Genomic DNA, 16,043 nt, shown 5'->3' on the forward strand with positions numbered 1-16,043 from the left:
GCCCCCCGCCCGCCCCCCCCCCCCCCCCCCCCCCCCCCCCCCCCCCCCCCCCCCCGCCCCCCCCCCCCCCCCCCCCCCCCCCCCCCCCCCCCCCCCCCCCCCCCCCCCCCCCCGCCGGGTTCATCGCCGTACTGCCCTGTTAATCCGGGCTTGCGCCTGGATTACTTCACGTTCGCGCCGACCGCGGCATCCCACTGCTTCGAGATCGTGTCCTTGTACGCGTCCTGTTGCTGAAGCGTCGGAAACACCGCGTTCTTGTAGAGCGCAGCGGGCGGCAATTTGTCGAGCAGCGCCTGCGGCACCTTCTTCGAGGCGACCAGTTCGTTGTAACGGATCGGATGGCAGTAGCCCGTCAGCCAGCCAATCTGGCCTTCGTCCGAATACAGGTACTCCATCCACAGCTTCGCGGCGTTCGGATGCGGCGCGAACGCGCTGATCGCCTGCACGTAGACGCCTGCGACGACACCCGTCTTCGGCACCACGACCTGAACCTTCGGATTGCCCTTCAGCGTGTCGCGGTCAGCCAGCGCGTTGTAGTCCCAGCGCACGACAATCGGCGTCGTGCCCTGCGCAAGCGATGCCGCCTTGCCGATGACCGGCACGAAGTTGCCGCTCTTGTTCAGATCGGCAAAGTACTTGAGACCGGCCTTGTCGGCCTTCGATGCATCGCCTTTCGACGCCGACAGGCCCGCTGCGAACACGCTCAGGATCGCCTGATTCGCCGAACGCGGGTCGCCGGCGAGCGAAACCGCATTCCGGTAATCCGGCTTCTGAAGGTCGGGCCAGTCGGTCGGCACCTTGTCGATCATGTCCGCGTTGACTTCGAACGCGAGCACCCCGTAGTAATCGCCGTACCAGTAGCCTTCGGCATCCTTGAGCGCGTCGGGAATCGACTTCCACGTCGAGACCTTGTACGGTTGCAGCAGACCCGCCGCCTTCGCCTGCGGACCAAACGACAGGCCGACGTCGATCACGTCAGGCGCCTGCGGGCCCTTGTTCCCCTTGTTCGCCTTGATCGATTCGAGTTCATCGCCCGAACCCGCATCGGGATTCAGCTCGTTGATCTTGATGCCGTACTTTGCCTGAAAAGCCGCGATCATCGGGCCATAGCCGCACCAGTCGTGCGGCAGCGCGATCACCGTCAACTGGCCTTCCTGCTTTGCCGCCGCGACGAGCGCATCCGGCGGCGCGGCAGACGCACTGTTCATGCACATCGCCGCAGCAACAGCGATCGCCGACATCGAAACAAAAGAATGTGCCCAGGTCCGGTTCATGTTTTTTCCACCCTCTGCCGACATTGCTACGTTGGGAAAACTGCTATCCGATCAGGTCTGCGGTACTGCGCCACGACACGACATGCTGCTTCACGCGCGTTGAATGTGCGTTGAATCTATCGCGCGGCCGGCGACGCAGCACCCGCGCCGGCCCGGATGATATCGATGCGATCTGTACAAATTATGTCAACGCCCCATTCACCGAGCTCATTCGCGCGCAGCGGGTCGTTGACCGTATAGGCCAGCACGCGCAACCCGGCGGCATGAATATCCGCGACCCGCCGCGCGTTCAGGTGCCGATGGTCGGCATGCAGCGATACGCAGTCGAGCTCACGCACGATACGCAGCCAGTCTTCGGGGACGTCTTCGAACAGCATCCCGCGCGGCAGTTCCGGAACGGCATCGCGGGCGGCAGCAAGCGCTTCGAAAGAAAACGACGAGAGTAGCGGCTGGGTCTGCGTACGCCAGAGATCCAGCGCGGCGCGCGCGACGAGATGACCCGTTTCCGCTTCGCGGCCGGGGCACGGCTTGATTTCTATATTGGCGGCAAGCGCTTCATCGCCGCAACGTGCGGCCGTTTCAGCCAGTGTGGGCAGGCGAACGCCTGCGAACTGCGGACCAAACCACGCGCCCGCATCGAGTTGCGCGAGTTCCTTCCACGTGCGGTCGACGGCGGCACCCGCGCCGTTCGTGGTGCGCTCGAGCGTGTCGTCGTGCAGCAGATAGATTTCGTCGTCGGCGGAGAGTTTGGCGTCGAATTCGATCATGCGATACCCGTAGCGCACGCACGCGTCGATGCCCGCCAGTGTATTCTCGGGCGCCAGCTTGCCGCCACACCGATGCGCGACGAGCCGCGGATAAGGCCAGCTTTCAGCACTGACACGATCGTTCGGATTTGCCAAGTTTCCCTGCCTTCGTCTGCCGTCGTCTAACGTCAACTGTCGTCGAAAAGCCCGCCCCGTCGATATCCGGATATGCACCATGTTCCGGGTTCGGAGCAAGGCTAGAAGCAATTACACAAATTTGCAAGCCGACAAAAAAATGCAATATTGGTCGTGTAAAACCGGTTGATAATCGAGCGCGCGGACGGCCGCTCACAGGTTCCTGGCATGCCTCGCATGTGGCGGCGCCGGGCGTCCTGAAAGATTCTATTGCCGGGGAAAAGTATGTGGCAGGAAGACCGACATCAGCGCATTCGCGCACTGCTCTCGACGCTGCAACGGGTATCGACCGAACGCATCATGGCCGATCTCGGTGTCTCGCGCGAGACAGTGCGGCGCGATCTGCTCGATCTCGAAGCGCTCGGCGAATTGCGGCGTGTGCACGGCGGCGCGATCAAACCCGCTGACGAAGCGCCGATCGCCGAACGCGCCCATACGCACGTCAAATCGAAAATTGCGCTCGCGCGCGCGGCCACCGGCATCGTCAGCAGCGGGCAGACGCTCTTTATCGATGCGGGCACAACCACCGCGTTGCTGGCCGAGGAACTCGCGAGGCTCGCCAATCTTACGATCATTACCAACTCGATCGACGTCGCGCTCAAGCTGCGCGGTGCGAGCGAATCAGGCGAAAGCGCGAACGAAGTCATCCTGCTCGGCGGCACGTTGAGCGATCGCGCGCTCGCAACCATCGGCGGTACGACGATCGCGGAAATCCAGCGCTATCGCGCCGACATCGCGCTGCTCTCGCCGGTCGGTGTCGACCACCGCAGCGGCGCAACCAACTTCGACCACGCCGAAACAGAAGTGGCGCGCGCGATGGTCAACAACGCGGACCGCGTGGCGATTCTCGCCGACTACAGCAAGATCGGACAGCGCAGTCGCATTGCGTACTGCCCGGTCAACCGCATCGATCTGCTGATCACGAACCGCAAGGCCGCTGAAATCGCCGGATTTTCGACGCTGAAACGAAAACTGGAGCAGGTGATTCTCGCCTGAGCGCGCGCCGCGACGCCTCTACTCCGTGGCAACGTGGATCGCATCGAGCGTGCGCCTGCGAAGCCGCGTGTCGTGCAACGCGCCCGCTGCATCGAGCACGGGATACGCGGTCGAGCAGAACAGCGAGTTCAGTCGCTTCATGTCGCTGATCAGGTCAAGGTGCAGCGCGCTGGTTTCGATGCTGCGCACCGTCTGTCCAGCGAGACGGTCCAGGTGCTTGTAGGAATACGCACGTTCGAGATCGCGAAACCGCTCCTTCTCCGCCAGCAGCATTTCCGCGCAATGCAGGTCGCTGTTCAGGAACACCGACAGTCCGAGTTGCAGGTTGCCCACCAGGCGCGCGTGCAGGTCTTCCAGTTCCCCGACCCCTTCCTCCGAAAACGAAAAACGGTGGGCGATCTTCTTCTCTTCGATATCGGCGACGATTCGCTCGATGATGTCGCCCGCGTGTTCGAGATTGATGGTCAGCGAAATGATGTCGGTCCAGCGGCGGCTGTCGGTTTCGTCGAGCTGCTCGCGTGAAATGCGCGACAGGTAGTCTTTCACGGCGGCGTAGAGGTAATCGACGTCGTCGTCCATCCGCGCCGTTTCGCGCGCCTTTTGCAGATCGTTGTGGTGAATGAGGTCCGAGACGTTGTCGAGCATCGTGCGCACGATGTCGCCGATGCGCAGCACTTCGCGGGCCGCGTTGGCGAGCGCCAGCGTCGGGGTGAGAAGCACGGCCGCATCGAGATGACGCGCGCGCAGCTCCCCATTCGGATCGGGGCGGTCCGGCAACAAGCGGGAGCAGATGCGGGCGACCGGATCGATCAGCGGGACGCACGCAAGGCAGCGTAGCGTGTTGTAGATCAGATGAAATCCGACCACCGCTTCACGCGGCAGACTGATCAACATCGGCAATCCCGTCGCGAGCAGCGACGTGAACGGCAGGATGAGCAGCGCGCCGGCCAGTTTGAACGCAAGGCTGCCAAGCGCCAGCCGGCGCGCGGCGGCATTCTGCGCAAGCGTGCCCGTCAGCGCGAGCAGCCCGCTGCCGAGATTCGCGCCGATCACGAGGCACAGCGCCACCTTCAGCGAAATCACGCCGGAGGATGCCAGCGTCGCGGTGAGCAACACCGTCGCCAGGCTCGAATAAAAGATCATCGCAAAGGCTGCGCCAACCAGCGCATCGAGCAGCGTGTCGCCCGTGAGCGCGCCGAACATGACGCGCACACCGGCGCCATGCGTCATCGGCTGCACGGCTTCGACAATCAGATGCAGCGCGAGCAGGATCAGCCCGAGGCCGATCGCAGTGCGGCCCATTTGACCCACGCGCGTCTGCTTGCGCGAGAGAAACAGCGGCACGCCGACGAGCAGGAGAAGCGGGGATAACCATGAAAGATCGAGCGTCAGGATCCGCGCCATCAACGCGGTACCGACATCGGCGCCGAGCATGATTGCAAGACCGCTGGTAAGCGGCAACAGCCCTTGAGCGGCGAAGGATGTCACGATCACGGCTGTCGCGTTGCTGCTCTGCACGAGGCTGGTTACCGCGACGCCTGCGCCGAACGCCCTGAACCGTCCGTGGGTACTGTGGCTCAGCACGCGCCGAAGGTCCGCGCCCAGCACCCGCAGGATGCCCGTGCGCACGATGTGTGAGCCCCAGACCAGCAAAGCCACACCCGACAGCAGGTTGAGAAGAATCAGCATAAGGCAGTACGATATTCAGGCAATGCGACGCGAGAACGGCTCAAGTCATGAGCCCCGCCTCTCGCGCCCGCGCGCCGGCGCAGCGCTCGTAGCCGCTAGTGTTGCACAAATTTGCCTTATTGCAATTTTGTGTAATTAAAACCACGCCCCGCCAGCCCTGCCCTTCACTGTCCTGCTTCATCCCGCCATGCCGCTCACGGTATTGAGAAAGCGCGTCATGCGCGCGGTGTTGGGGTATCTTGCGGGCACGTCGCCGCACGATCCGGTAACCCCGTTCGCATTGGCGCCCGTCACAACAGACAGACACGATATGAAACCCGAACACCTGGAACTGCTCGTCACCCGTGTGATGCCTTATGGCAAATACAAGGGACGGCTGATCGCGGACCTGCCTGGCCCGTATCTCAACTGGTATGCGAACAAGGGTTTCCCGCCGGGCGAGATCGGCCAGTTGCTGGCACTCATGCAGGAGATCGATCACAACGGGCTTTCATCGCTGCTGGAGCCGCTGCGCAAGCTGCATCCACGGGAAGAGCCGTGAGCATCGCGTCGGTGCAACGGTCTTCCGTGCACCGCGTGAGGAGGATGACAAGCGTCAGGTGTTCAGGTCCGGATGGTTCCGGGCGATTTCGATCACCCAGTCCGTGAACGCACGAACCCGCGAACTCAGATTGCGGCGATGCGGATAAACGAGCGACAGCGGCGTGGCCGACGTCTTGTAGCCGGTCAGGATCTCTCGCAGCTCACCGCGCCCGATCAGATCCGCAACCATGAAACGCGAAGGCTGGATGATGCCGAAGCCGCGCACGCCTGCGCTCACATAGACGGTGCCGTCGTTCACCGCAAGCGGGCCGTCCAGCGAAACCTTGACGATCTCCCCGTTCACTTCGAATTCGAACGGAAAGGTCTTTCCCGAGCGCGCGGACACATAGTTGACCGCTTGATGCGCACGCAGGTCCTCGATCGTCGCGGGCGTGCCGTGCTCCTCCAGATACGCCGGCGAAGCGCAGGTGGTGAGCGGCGCGTTGCCGATGCGCCGTGCGACGAGGCTCGATTCCTCGAGCGTGCCCATGCGGATCACACAGTCGACGCCGTCCTGCACGATATCGATATTGCGGTCCGCCAGACCGAGGCGTACTTCGATCTCCGGATAACGGCGATAGAAATCGTCGAGCATGGGGAGCAGCAGCGTTCTCGCCAGCGTGCCCGATGTGTCGACGCGGATCATGCCCGAAGGATTCTGAATCTTGTTCGACAGCGACGAATCGGCTTCCGCCAGATCGGCCAGAATACGCACGCAGCGCTCGTAATAGAGCGCGCCATCGTCGGTGACGCTTACCGAACGTGTGGTGCGATTCAGCAGGCGCACGCCAACGTGCTCCTCGAGCCCCTGAATCAGGTTGCTGACCGAGCCGCGTGGCAGGTCAAGCAGCTCCGCCGCCTTTGAAAAACTGTTGGTCTCAACCACACGGGTAAAGACTTCGATTGCCTGAAGTCGGTCCATGCCACGGCACTCCTCGTGAGTAGCGGTTAAGCAGGTGGGCTTAAGCGGGTGTGCTGTTACGTCTTGAGCCGGTAGCCGGTCTTGAAGATCCACGCCACGATCACGAGGAACACCGCGAGAAACACGCCGGTCATCGCAAGACTGACGCCTACACTGACGTCCGCGAGCCCATAAAAACTCCAGCGAAATCCGCTCACCAGATAGACGATCGGATTGAACAGCGTCACGACTTTCCACACCGGCGGCAGCATGCTGACAGAATAAAAACTGCCGCCCAGAAACGTCAGCGGCGTGATGATCAGAAGCGGCACCAGTTGCAGCTTTTCGAAACTGTTCGCCCAGATACCGATGATAAATCCGAGCAGGCTGAACGTCAGCGCGGTCAGCACGAGAAACAGGATCATCCAGAACGGATGCTGAACCTGGATCGGCACGAAAAGACCGGCGGTTGCGAGAATGATCAGCCCCAGCACAATCGATTTCGTCGCGGCCGCGCCGACATAGCTCACCACGATTTCGAAATACGACACGGGCGCGGACAGCAACTCGTAGATCGTGCCCGTGAATCTCGGAAAGTAGATGCCGAAAGACGCGTTGGAGATGCTTTGCGACAGAAGCGACAGCATGATGAGACCCGGCACGATGAACGCGCCATAACTGATGCCGTCTACTTCCTTGATACGGGAGCCGATTGCCGCGCCGAACACCACGAAATAGAGCGACGTGGAAATCACCGGTGCGATGATGCTTTGCATCAACGTGCGCCACGTACGCGCCATTTCGAAGCGGTAGATCGCGCGGATTGCGTGGAGGTTCATTGTTCACCTCGCACGAGGCTCACGAAGATGTCCTCAAGCGAACTCTGTGTCGTGTGAAGATCCTTGAAGGAGATACCAGCGTCGTTCATGTCCTTGAGCAGCGCGATGATGCTGCCGCCCTCGCCCTGCGTGTCGTAGGTATAGGTCAATTCGTTTCCATCGCTCGCGCGCTCGAGGTTCCAGCCGGCAAGACCGGCTGGAATGCTGGCAAGTGGATGATCCAGTTGCAGCGTCAGCTGCTTCTTGCCCAGCTTGCGCATCAATTCAGTCTTGTCTTCGACGAGCATGATCTCGCCGCCGTTGATCACGCCGATGCGGTCGGCCATTTCTTCGGCTTCGTCGATATAGTGCGTGGTCAGAATGACCGTGACACCGCTGTCGCGCAGCTCGCGCACCAGGTTCCACATGTCGCGCCTGAGCTCGACGTCGACGCCAGCGGTCGGCTCGTCGAGAAACAGCACCTGCGGTTCGTGCGACAGCGCCTTGGCAATCAGCACGCGCCGTTTCATGCCGCCCGAAAGCGTGATGATCTTGCTGTTGCGCTTGTCCCAAAGCGAGAGATCGCGCAGCACCTTTTCGATGTAAGCCGGATTCGCAGGCTTGCCGAACAGGCCGCGGCTAAACGAGACCGTGGCCCAGACGGTTTCGAACGCGTCTGTCGTCAGTTCCTGCGGCACGAGGCCGATCATGGAGCGTGCGGCGCGGTAGTCGAGCGCGATGTCGTGGCCCGCGACCACGACGTTGCCTTCGCTCGCCTTGACGATACCGCAGATGATGCTGATGAGCGTGGTCTTGCCCGCGCCGTTCGGCCCCAGCAGCGCGAAAATCTCGCCCTGGCGTATCGCCAGATTGATATTTCTGAGCGCCTGGAAGCCCGTGGCGTAGGTTTTGGACAGATGGGTGACGGACAGGATCGGTTGCATGAACGCGACGATAGCAGAAGCCGGGCGTTCGCTGTTTTTCCCAAACAATGCGTCTTCAGCGAACACGTCACACCGGACGACACCGGAGCGCACTATAAGAGCGCCTCGCCGGACCCGGTCCATGCATACCCCCCAAGGCGCCCTTGAACGGGCAGCGGGCAGCGGACAGCGGACAGCGACGCTACGCGGCTACCGTGTGCTGCAGGAGCGTGCCGAACGCATCGGCGGTGAGCGGCTTGCCGAGCAGGAAACCCTGGATCTCGTCGCACATCATCGTCTTCAGTTTGGCGAGTTGCGAAGGCGTCTCGACGCCTTCGGCCACCACGTCCATTTCGAGCGAGTGCGCGAGCGCGATGATCGCGGAGACGATCGCGTCGCCTTCGTGACCATCCGCATCGAGACCGTTCGTGAAGAAGCGGTCGATCTTCAGCTGCTTCACGCGAAAGCGCTGCAGATAGGCGAGGCTCGAATAGCCCGTGCCGAAATCGTCGATCGAGATTTCGAAGCCATGCGCCTGGAACGCGTGAATCATCTCGATGGTTTTCGGCGCGTCCTGCATCGCAACGGTTTCGGTGATTTCGAACATGATCTGATGGCACTCGACGTTTTCCGCACGCACGATCTCCAGCACCGTGCTCACGAGGTCGGGCTGCATCAGCTGTCGTGGAGACAGGTTGATCGCGACACGCATCGCCGGGAGGCCCTCCGTCATCCAGCGGCGAATCTGCCGGCACGTCTCGCGCACCACCCAATGTCCGATGTGCACGATCTGCCCCGAGCGCTCGGCGATCGGGATGAACTCCATCGGCGCAAGCAGGCCCAGTTCAGGATGATTCAGCCGGAGCAATGCCTCCGCGCCGGCAAGCTCGCCGCTGTCGCCGCGAAACTTGGGCTGGAAATGCAGCGAGAAATGTCCCGACGAAAGCGCATCGTGCAGCGCACCCTGAATTTTCAGCGTGCGCGTGGCGGCTTCGTTCATGCCGGCTTCGAAGAACCGGTATGTGCCCCGGCCCGCGCGTTTTGCTTCGTACATCGCGGCGTCGGCGTTTTTCAGCAGCGTATCGACGGTGTCGCCGTCGGCCGGATACAGCGAAATGCCGATACTCGGCGTCACCTGCATCGGCTGGCCGTCGCTCCATGCGCCCTTGCGCATCCTCTCGAGCACGCCTTCGGCCACCTCTTCCGCTTCACGCGATGTCGCCAGACCTTCGAGCAGCACGACGAATTCGTCGCCGCCCAGACGCGCCACCAGGTCGCTGTCCCGCACGCAGCTCGACAGTCGCTGCGCGAACGCCTTGAGCACCTCGTCGCCGACGGAATGGCCAAGCGAATCGTTGATCGTCTTGAAGCCGTCGAGATCCATGAACAGGATCGCGAACAGGTTCCCGTTGCGCCGCGACGTCTCGATGGCGGCCGCGATGCGCCCGGTGAGCGCCAGACGGTTCGGCAGGTCGGTGAGCGCGTCGAACGCGGCCATGTGTACGATCTGTCCGTTCAGCCGCGATACCGAACCGGTCAGCAGCGTGGTGCGCGCATCGAAACGGGACATCATCAGCGTGACGATGAGGATGGCAAAGCTGAAGAGCGTGACGCTCGTCGCGAGCCATTCGGAATTGATGCCGCGCGCGGCGCCGCAGATCGCGCCTGCTGGAAAATCGGCGGCCGCGATGCCGGTGTAATGCATGCCCGTGATCGCGAGTCCCATCACGAACGCCGCGCCGACCCGCTTCGCGATCACGAAGCGCTGCTGCGAATCGCGCAGCGCATGCGCGATCCACAGCGCCGCTGTCGCGGCAATCATCGCAATCGCAATCGATGCACCCAAAAGCTCCGGATCGTAGTGAATGCCCGGTTGCATCTGCATCGCAGCCATGCCGGTGTAGTGCATGCCGGCAATGCCGAGGCCCATCAGGATGCCGGCCGCGACCAGCCGCGACGGCTTGAGCACGTCTCGCGTAACGATAAAGAGCGCGAACCATGACACGAGTATCCCAATCGCGAGTGAGTACCCGGTCGTGCGCAGATCGTAACCAAGCGGGATCGGTAGCGAGAACGCGAGCATGCCGATGAAGTGCATCGACCAGATGCCGACGCCCATCGCCGCCGCGCCGCCCGCCAGCCACGCATGGCGCGCGGTGGTTCTGCCCAGCAGCGTGATACGCCCCGCCAGATCGAGCGCCGTATAGGAAGCGAGCGTCGCGACGATCAGCGAAAGTACGACCAGCCAGATGTTGTATGTGCTGTGCATGTTTGAACGGCATGTGCGAATGAACCGGGTTAACTGATTAACGGCCTGCGCGGCGTTTACTTAAGACCCGGTTTCTGGAGTGCCGCTTCTAGCGCGTTGCCCTGTTTCGTGGGGCAAACGTTTGCCTTTCGCCATTGCCATGCTGGCTGCTGCGTTCGTCATGCGGCTGGGAAAGGAAAGATAATTTTGCAGCAAGAGTTCCGCGACGCAGGGGCCAAGACCGTTACCTGGCGAATCGCCAGGCTCGAGATCATTTCCTGACGCTCCTGGAACGTTCCAGAAGGCACTCCGCCGTCTGAACGTTCATCGCGATCAATCGTCAGGGAACTCCCATTTCTGGGCACTGGCACCGGCTAGCTCCTGCACGCGCTGCTCGTCCTTGCCGAATTCCGAGGCAACACCGCTATACGTGATGATGCCCCGGTCCAGCACGTAGGCGCGATCGGCAATACCGATCGCGGCGCGGACGTTCTGTTCGATCAGGAGCACCGCGGTGCCTTCGTTGCGCGCGGCGACGATGATGTCGAATACATTCTGCACGATCAACGGAGCCAGCCCCTGGGAAGGTTCGTCGAGCATCAGCAGCCTGGGATTGAGCAGCAGGACGCGGGCGATGGACAGCATTTCCTGCTCGCCCCCGGATAGCTGCCCGCCCTTGTGACCCTTGCGTTCGGCCAGCCGCGGAAAGGCTTGATAGATGCGGGCGACATTCCACGGCCCCGGGCGGTCCACGGGCACCTTGAGGTTTTCGTCGACAGTCAGGTTGGAGAAGACACGGCGCCCCTCGGGCACAAGCCCCACACCCAGGCTGGCGATGCGAAACGGCGGCAGATGCGTGGAATCCGTGCCGAATATTTTCACGTGCCCGGCGCGCGCCGGCGTCAGCCCCATGATGCTGCGCAGCGTGGTGGATTTGCCCGCGCCATTGCGGCCCAGCAGCGTGACCAGTTCGCCTTCGTTGACGTCAAGATCGATGCCGTGAAGGATATGGCTCTTGCCGTAATAGGTATTGAGTTGCTGCACCTCAAGCGCCTTCATGTGTTTCCCCCAGATAGGCAACTTGTACTTTCTCGCTGGCGGCGATCTGGTCGGGCGTGCCCTGTTCCAGGACTTCGCCTTCGGTCAGGACTGTGATGCGATCGGCCAGGTTGAAAATGACGCGCATGTCGTGCTCGACCAGGACTATCGTCAACTTTTGCGTACGGTGCAGCCTGCGTATCAGCAGCGCGGTTTCGTAGGTTTCCTTGTTGCCCATGCCCGCCGCGGGTTCGTCCAGCAGCAGCAGTTTGGGTTTCAACGCGAGCGCCATCATGATTTCCGTCGAGCGCTGATCGCCGTGCGATAGTTCGCCGACGTGGCGGTCGACCTTGTCGGTCAGCCCGCCCATCTCCAGCAGTTCGTCGATGCGGTCCTCGGTTTCGCGGGCCTGTTGCCGGGAACGAAACAGCCTGAGCCTCAGGCCCTGCGTCACTTCGACGGCAATGCGCAGGTTTTCCCGCACGGTCAGCTCGCGAAAGACCTCGGTAATCTGGAAGGTTCGCGCCATGCCCATGGCCACGCGATTTTGCGGCGGCACGTCCGTGACGTCGATGCCATCGAACACGATACGGCCCTTCGTTGGCCGGTAAAACCCGCTGATCATGTTGAAGAACGTGGTCTTGCCCGCGCCGTTCGGACCGATGATCGCGTGCAGCTCGCCCGGTTCGACGGTGAGCGAGACACCGTTCACTGCCACGAGCTCGCCGAAATGCTGGGAAACGTTGTGGACTTCGAGAACGCTCATCGGGTCCTCCTTTGGATCAGCCCAGCGATGCCGCGGGGAAGCAGCAGCACGACCAGCACGAAGATCATCCCGATGAAGAACATCCAGTCTTGCGTAACGCCGGAAAGATAGTCCTGCGCCACCACGAAGATGGCGGCCCCGAGCAGCGGGCCCCAGAAGGAACGCATGCCGCCGATGACCGCCATCAGCACGAAGTCGCCCGACTGCGTCCAGTACAGGTCGTGGGGGCTGGCGAAGTTGTTGAGCAGGGCGTAGAGCGAGCCCGCGACCGACACGAAGAAGCACGAGATGGTGTAGGCGATCCAGATGTGGCGGTTGACCGGGATGCTCAGGAACTGCGCGCGGCGTTCGTTCTCGCGAATGGCCTGAAGCGTATGCCCGAATGGAGACCGCAGGATCGTGGCCATGGCATACGCGCAGACCGCCAGAACGGTCAGCACGACATAGTAGAAAGCCAGGCTGGACGTGATGTCGAATTTCATGAACCCCAGGTCTATCGGCAGGCGCTGAAAACCCCGCAGGCCGTTGTCCCCGCCGGTGACCGAATTCCAGCGAAAGGCAATGAAGTAGAACACCTGGCCGAAGGCGATGGTCGCCAGCGCGAAGTAGATCCCGCGCAGCCTGACGATCAGGTAGCCGATCAGCATGCCCCCCAGCGTGCCGACCACGATGCCCACGAGGAAGGCCGCGGGTGTGCTTGGCATCACGTACTTAAGGATCAGGCCCGTCGCGTAAGCGCCCAGGCCGAAATAGGCGGCATGGCCGAACGACATGACACCGGTATGGCCAATCAGCAGGTTGGTCGCCATCGCCGCCAGCCCGATGACCAGCAGGCGCGTGGCGAGATCCGTATACCCGCCCAGGGGCGTGATCCAGTAGGGCATGCTCAACAGCACGATCCACAACACCCACTGGCAGCTCTTTTGTATGTTCATGCGGTGATTCACAGTTTCGTCCCGCCTTTTTCGCCAAACAGACCGTACGGCCGGAACAGCAGCACGATCGCCATGATCACGTAGATGGAAGCCTCGGAGGCGGATGGGTAGAACACCGTCACGATGCCCGACGCTACGCCGATCAGCAAACCGCCGAAGAGGGTGCCGACCAGGCTGCCCAGGCCGCCCACGATGACCGCCACGAAGCTCGGCATGATCAGGCCTTCGCCGATGGTGGGCGTCAGGCCCAGCATGCCGGCCGCCAACACACCGGCCAGACCCGCGAAAAAGATGCCCAGCCCGAAATTGAGATTGCGCAGGATGCGCACATCGACACCCAGGGCGGACACCATTTCCAGATCGAGCGTGCCGGCGCGTATGCGCATGCCCACGCGGGTTTTCTTCAGGACGTAGAACAGCACCGCCACCGCCACGGCGACCAGGGCCACCATGAAGACGCGGTAGCCCGTCAGGAAGAACAGCGTGGGGCTGAGCGACGAGTTCAGGATGTCGGGGGTCTTGAGCGGCAAGCCCTGCGCGCCCCAGATGAAGCGCACCGAATCCTGCAGCACGTAGGCGAGTCCGAACGTGAGTAGCAGGCTGTACAGCGGGTCGCGGTTGTACAGGGGCCGTATGAGCACGCGCTCGACGATCAGGCCCACGATCGCCGCGAGGAAGGGCGACACGATCAGCGCGCCCCAGAACCCCAGGTAGGGATCGAGCGTATAAGCGAAGTAGGCACCCAGTGCGAGGAATCCGCCATGGGCGAAGTTGATGACGTTCGTCAGGTTGATGATCAGGGACAGGCCCAGGGCCATGAGCGCATAGAACGCGCCGATGACCAGTCCGTTGAATATGTTGAAGAGGATCAACTGGGTCACGCCATTTCTCCATTAAAACAACAAGGTTCATCCCCGGCAGAGGACGCACCTGCCTGGCTCAAGGTATGCATGGAGCGATCCGGACCGGGCCATCCGCGATAGCGCGCGGATGGCCTGGTTTTCCGGTGGCAAAGACTGTCAGGTCGGCCAGGTCATCTTGCAGCCGGCCTCTTCGATCGTTGGCGCGATGGTCTTGCTATCGATGATGGAATCGATATGGAACAGGTCGTCGGCCCCGTCGCTGCCTTGGGGTTGCGCGTGGCCGGCCCACAGCGTTCCGATGAGCAGGTGCTGGTTGGCCCGGTAGATGGCCTGCTTCGGCTGCAGGGAGACCTCCGGCGGCAGCACGAGCCCGTCCAGTGCCCTGGCCATCTTTACCGCGTCGAGCGATTTTGCCTTGTTGGCCGCCAGCGCGCAGGCGTGGATCGCGGTGTGGCCGAACCAGGTACGCGCGGTTGGCACCCGGCCGGTCTTTTTCTTGATGGCGTCGACGAACTCTTTCACATGCGGCACGCCGGGCTGGTTCCAGTACCACTCGATCACCCAGTTGCCGATGCGCGCGTCCGGCGGCAGCGCTTCGAGCGTTTCGAGCTCGATGTTCGCGCCAGCGATGTGAAAGCGCTTGTCCAGGCCGAACTGCACGGCCTGCTTGAGGACATTGGTCTGGTCATCACCGTTCTGCAGGATGACGATCACATCCGGGCTGGCCGACTGCGCCTTGATGAGGTAAGAGGAGTAGTCGGAGGTGCCCAGGGGGATCAGGTCGGCCCCGACGTTGGTGGCGCCGTACTTCTTCAGGTTCACGTTGTAGGCGTCCAGCAAGCCGTGGCCGAACGCGTAATCGGGAACGAGGAAGTAGAACTTCTTGCCGAAGCGTTTGATGAGATCGGGTGCGATCGCATTGACCAGCAAGGTGGTGGACGGACAGGTCTGGAACACGTTCCAGTGGCATTCGGTGCCGGTGATGGGATCGGCGTGCCCGCCCGGGTCCATCATGAATACGCCTTTTGCGAAAGCCACCTGGGAAATGGCTTCGGTCAGGCCAGAGTTCACGTTGCCGATGAGGAAATCGACCTTGTCGCGGTCGATGAGTTTGTGCGCCTTCTGCACCGCCACCCCGGCATCGCCACTGGTCGAATCTTCGACGATCAACGTGGCGGGGCGCCCGAGGATGCCGCCCCTGGCGTTGATTTCCTCGATGGCCAGTTCCATGCCGTGCAGTTCGTTCCTGCCGGTGATCGCGTAGGTTCCCGTCACGGGGTTGTTTACGCCGAACTTCACGGGTTGCTCGCCGGCCGCCCGAACGATGCCCGGCGATATCATCGCCGCCGCCCCCGTTGTCGCCGCCATTTTCAGGATGGTGCGACGGCTGATTCCTTTCGAATTGCTTTTGTCGTCCACTTTATCGTTCATTTAGAAGCTTCCCCGTTGTGACAAGCCGGCGTGTGCCGCGTCTATCAGTGCTTGCAGAACAAATTTAACGGCTCACTACCCAAAAAATCGAAAAAAAAGTCCCCTGTTTGAAACGTTAATTACATTGCTCCGAAGCCTGGCGAATGTCAATCCGAGGAAACGGAACCTTACGCTCGGGACAGCTAACGCACTCGAAATGCGCAACCTCCAGGGCTTTTTCACAGGAGTTTAATTGCCTGGGGCGAGCGCCCTGGATGTGCTGGGTTCCGGAAACTGACGTCGTTGTCCTGGTCGACACCACTGCACGAATGACCGTAGCGCCCTTGGAAGCTGGCTTTAGGGTGGCGCCGAAACGTGCGGCAGAAGTGGGGCGACTGGGGATCGCGTCAGGCGGTAGCCGACCCTCGCATACGCAAGTTCGCCGGAGCATCTACAGAGACAGATTCGGCACACGTTCAATCAACATCAGCAACGTCTGTTTTGCGCGCGTGAAGAGACGTCTCCAAGCTGAGGTCAACGGTCGCTTTTCGACGAGGTAGATGAACGCGTACTGCCGGCCATGAGCCGTCCGTCGCGTATGGCCGCTTTGGGCGGACGTAGCTTCTATGTGCCGATTGCAACACCGAAGCTCATATGCT

The 16,043-nt window shown here is 61.9% G+C and carries 14 protein-coding genes; 2 read left to right on the plus strand and 12 right to left on the minus strand.

The window, feature by feature from the left end:
• Positions 1 to 161 precede the first annotated feature (161 nt).
• Complete coding sequence (locus tag LPA37_RS27180) at positions 162 to 1,274, minus strand: ABC transporter substrate-binding protein (RefSeq protein WP_228983977.1); 1,113 nt, start codon at positions 1,272 to 1,274, stop codon at positions 162 to 164.
• Positions 1,275 to 1,390: 116 nt separating this feature from the next.
• A complete protein-coding gene (gene ugpQ / locus LPA37_RS27185) occupies positions 1,391 to 2,176 on the minus strand; it encodes a glycerophosphodiester phosphodiesterase (RefSeq protein ID WP_229014208.1) in 786 nt (261 codons plus the stop codon).
• Positions 2,177 to 2,440: 264 nt separating this feature from the next.
• Between ugpQ and LPA37_RS27190 the strand changes: the two genes are divergently transcribed.
• Complete coding sequence (locus LPA37_RS27190; RefSeq protein ID WP_228983974.1) at positions 2,441 to 3,211, plus strand: DeoR/GlpR family DNA-binding transcription regulator; 771 nt, start codon at positions 2,441 to 2,443, stop codon at positions 3,209 to 3,211.
• A gap of 18 nt (positions 3,212 to 3,229) precedes the next feature.
• On the opposite strand, the gene LPA37_RS27195 is transcribed toward LPA37_RS27190, so the two are convergent.
• Positions 3,230 to 4,900, minus strand: coding sequence for a Na/Pi cotransporter family protein (locus tag LPA37_RS27195; RefSeq protein WP_229014209.1), 1,671 nt, complete (start codon positions 4,898 to 4,900; stop codon positions 3,230 to 3,232).
• 310 nt (positions 4,901 to 5,210) lie between these two features.
• Here LPA37_RS27195 and LPA37_RS27200 point away from each other — a divergent pair, with 310 nt between their 5' ends.
• The gene (locus LPA37_RS27200; RefSeq protein ID WP_228983970.1) at positions 5,211 to 5,441 is read left to right on the plus strand and encodes a DUF3820 family protein; all 231 of its coding nucleotides are present in this window, start codon (positions 5,211 to 5,213) and stop codon (positions 5,439 to 5,441) included.
• A 54-nt stretch (positions 5,442 to 5,495) separates the two neighbouring features.
• On the opposite strand, the gene LPA37_RS27205 is transcribed toward LPA37_RS27200, so the two are convergent.
• From LPA37_RS27205 to LPA37_RS27245, 9 genes are all read right to left on the minus strand, one after another.
• Complete coding sequence (locus tag LPA37_RS27205) at positions 5,496 to 6,404, minus strand: LysR family transcriptional regulator (RefSeq protein ID WP_228983969.1); 909 nt, start codon at positions 6,402 to 6,404, stop codon at positions 5,496 to 5,498.
• A gap of 56 nt (positions 6,405 to 6,460) precedes the next feature.
• Complete coding sequence (locus LPA37_RS27210; protein WP_228983967.1) at positions 6,461 to 7,222, minus strand: ABC transporter permease; 762 nt, start codon at positions 7,220 to 7,222, stop codon at positions 6,461 to 6,463.
• On the minus strand, positions 7,219 to 8,145 hold the full coding sequence (locus LPA37_RS27215; RefSeq protein WP_228983979.1) for an ABC transporter ATP-binding protein: 927 nt from the start codon (positions 8,143 to 8,145) through the stop codon (positions 7,219 to 7,221). Before LPA37_RS27215 ends, LPA37_RS27210 begins: the two co-directional genes overlap by 4 nt.
• A gap of 181 nt (positions 8,146 to 8,326) precedes the next feature.
• Positions 8,327 to 10,393 (minus strand): putative bifunctional diguanylate cyclase/phosphodiesterase, encoded by a 2,067-nt coding sequence (locus LPA37_RS27220; protein WP_229014210.1) that lies wholly within the window; start codon positions 10,391 to 10,393, stop codon positions 8,327 to 8,329.
• A 312-nt stretch (positions 10,394 to 10,705) separates the two neighbouring features.
• Positions 10,706 to 11,431, minus strand: coding sequence for an ABC transporter ATP-binding protein (locus LPA37_RS27225; protein WP_229014211.1), 726 nt, complete (start codon positions 11,429 to 11,431; stop codon positions 10,706 to 10,708).
• Positions 11,418 to 12,176 carry an ABC transporter ATP-binding protein gene (locus LPA37_RS27230; RefSeq protein ID WP_228983961.1) on the minus strand — a complete coding sequence of 253 codons (759 nt, stop codon included), beginning with the start codon at positions 12,174 to 12,176 and terminating at the stop codon, positions 11,418 to 11,420. The genes LPA37_RS27225 and LPA37_RS27230 overlap by 14 nt, the downstream gene beginning before the upstream one ends.
• The gene (locus tag LPA37_RS27235) at positions 12,173 to 13,111 is read right to left on the minus strand and encodes a branched-chain amino acid ABC transporter permease (RefSeq protein WP_229014212.1); all 939 of its coding nucleotides are present in this window, start codon (positions 13,109 to 13,111) and stop codon (positions 12,173 to 12,175) included. Before LPA37_RS27235 ends, LPA37_RS27230 begins: the two co-directional genes overlap by 4 nt.
• Positions 13,112 to 13,119: 8 nt before the next feature.
• Complete coding sequence (locus tag LPA37_RS27240) at positions 13,120 to 13,992, minus strand: branched-chain amino acid ABC transporter permease (protein ID WP_228983957.1); 873 nt, start codon at positions 13,990 to 13,992, stop codon at positions 13,120 to 13,122.
• A gap of 138 nt (positions 13,993 to 14,130) precedes the next feature.
• Entirely contained in the window at positions 14,131 to 15,405 is a 1,275-nt protein-coding gene (locus LPA37_RS27245; RefSeq protein WP_228978198.1) for an ABC transporter substrate-binding protein, read from the minus strand.
• Positions 15,406 to 16,043 lie beyond the last annotated feature (638 nt).

The organism is Paraburkholderia gardini (assembly GCF_907164545.1).
Classification (GTDB): Bacteria; Pseudomonadota; Gammaproteobacteria; order Burkholderiales; family Burkholderiaceae; genus Paraburkholderia; species Paraburkholderia gardini.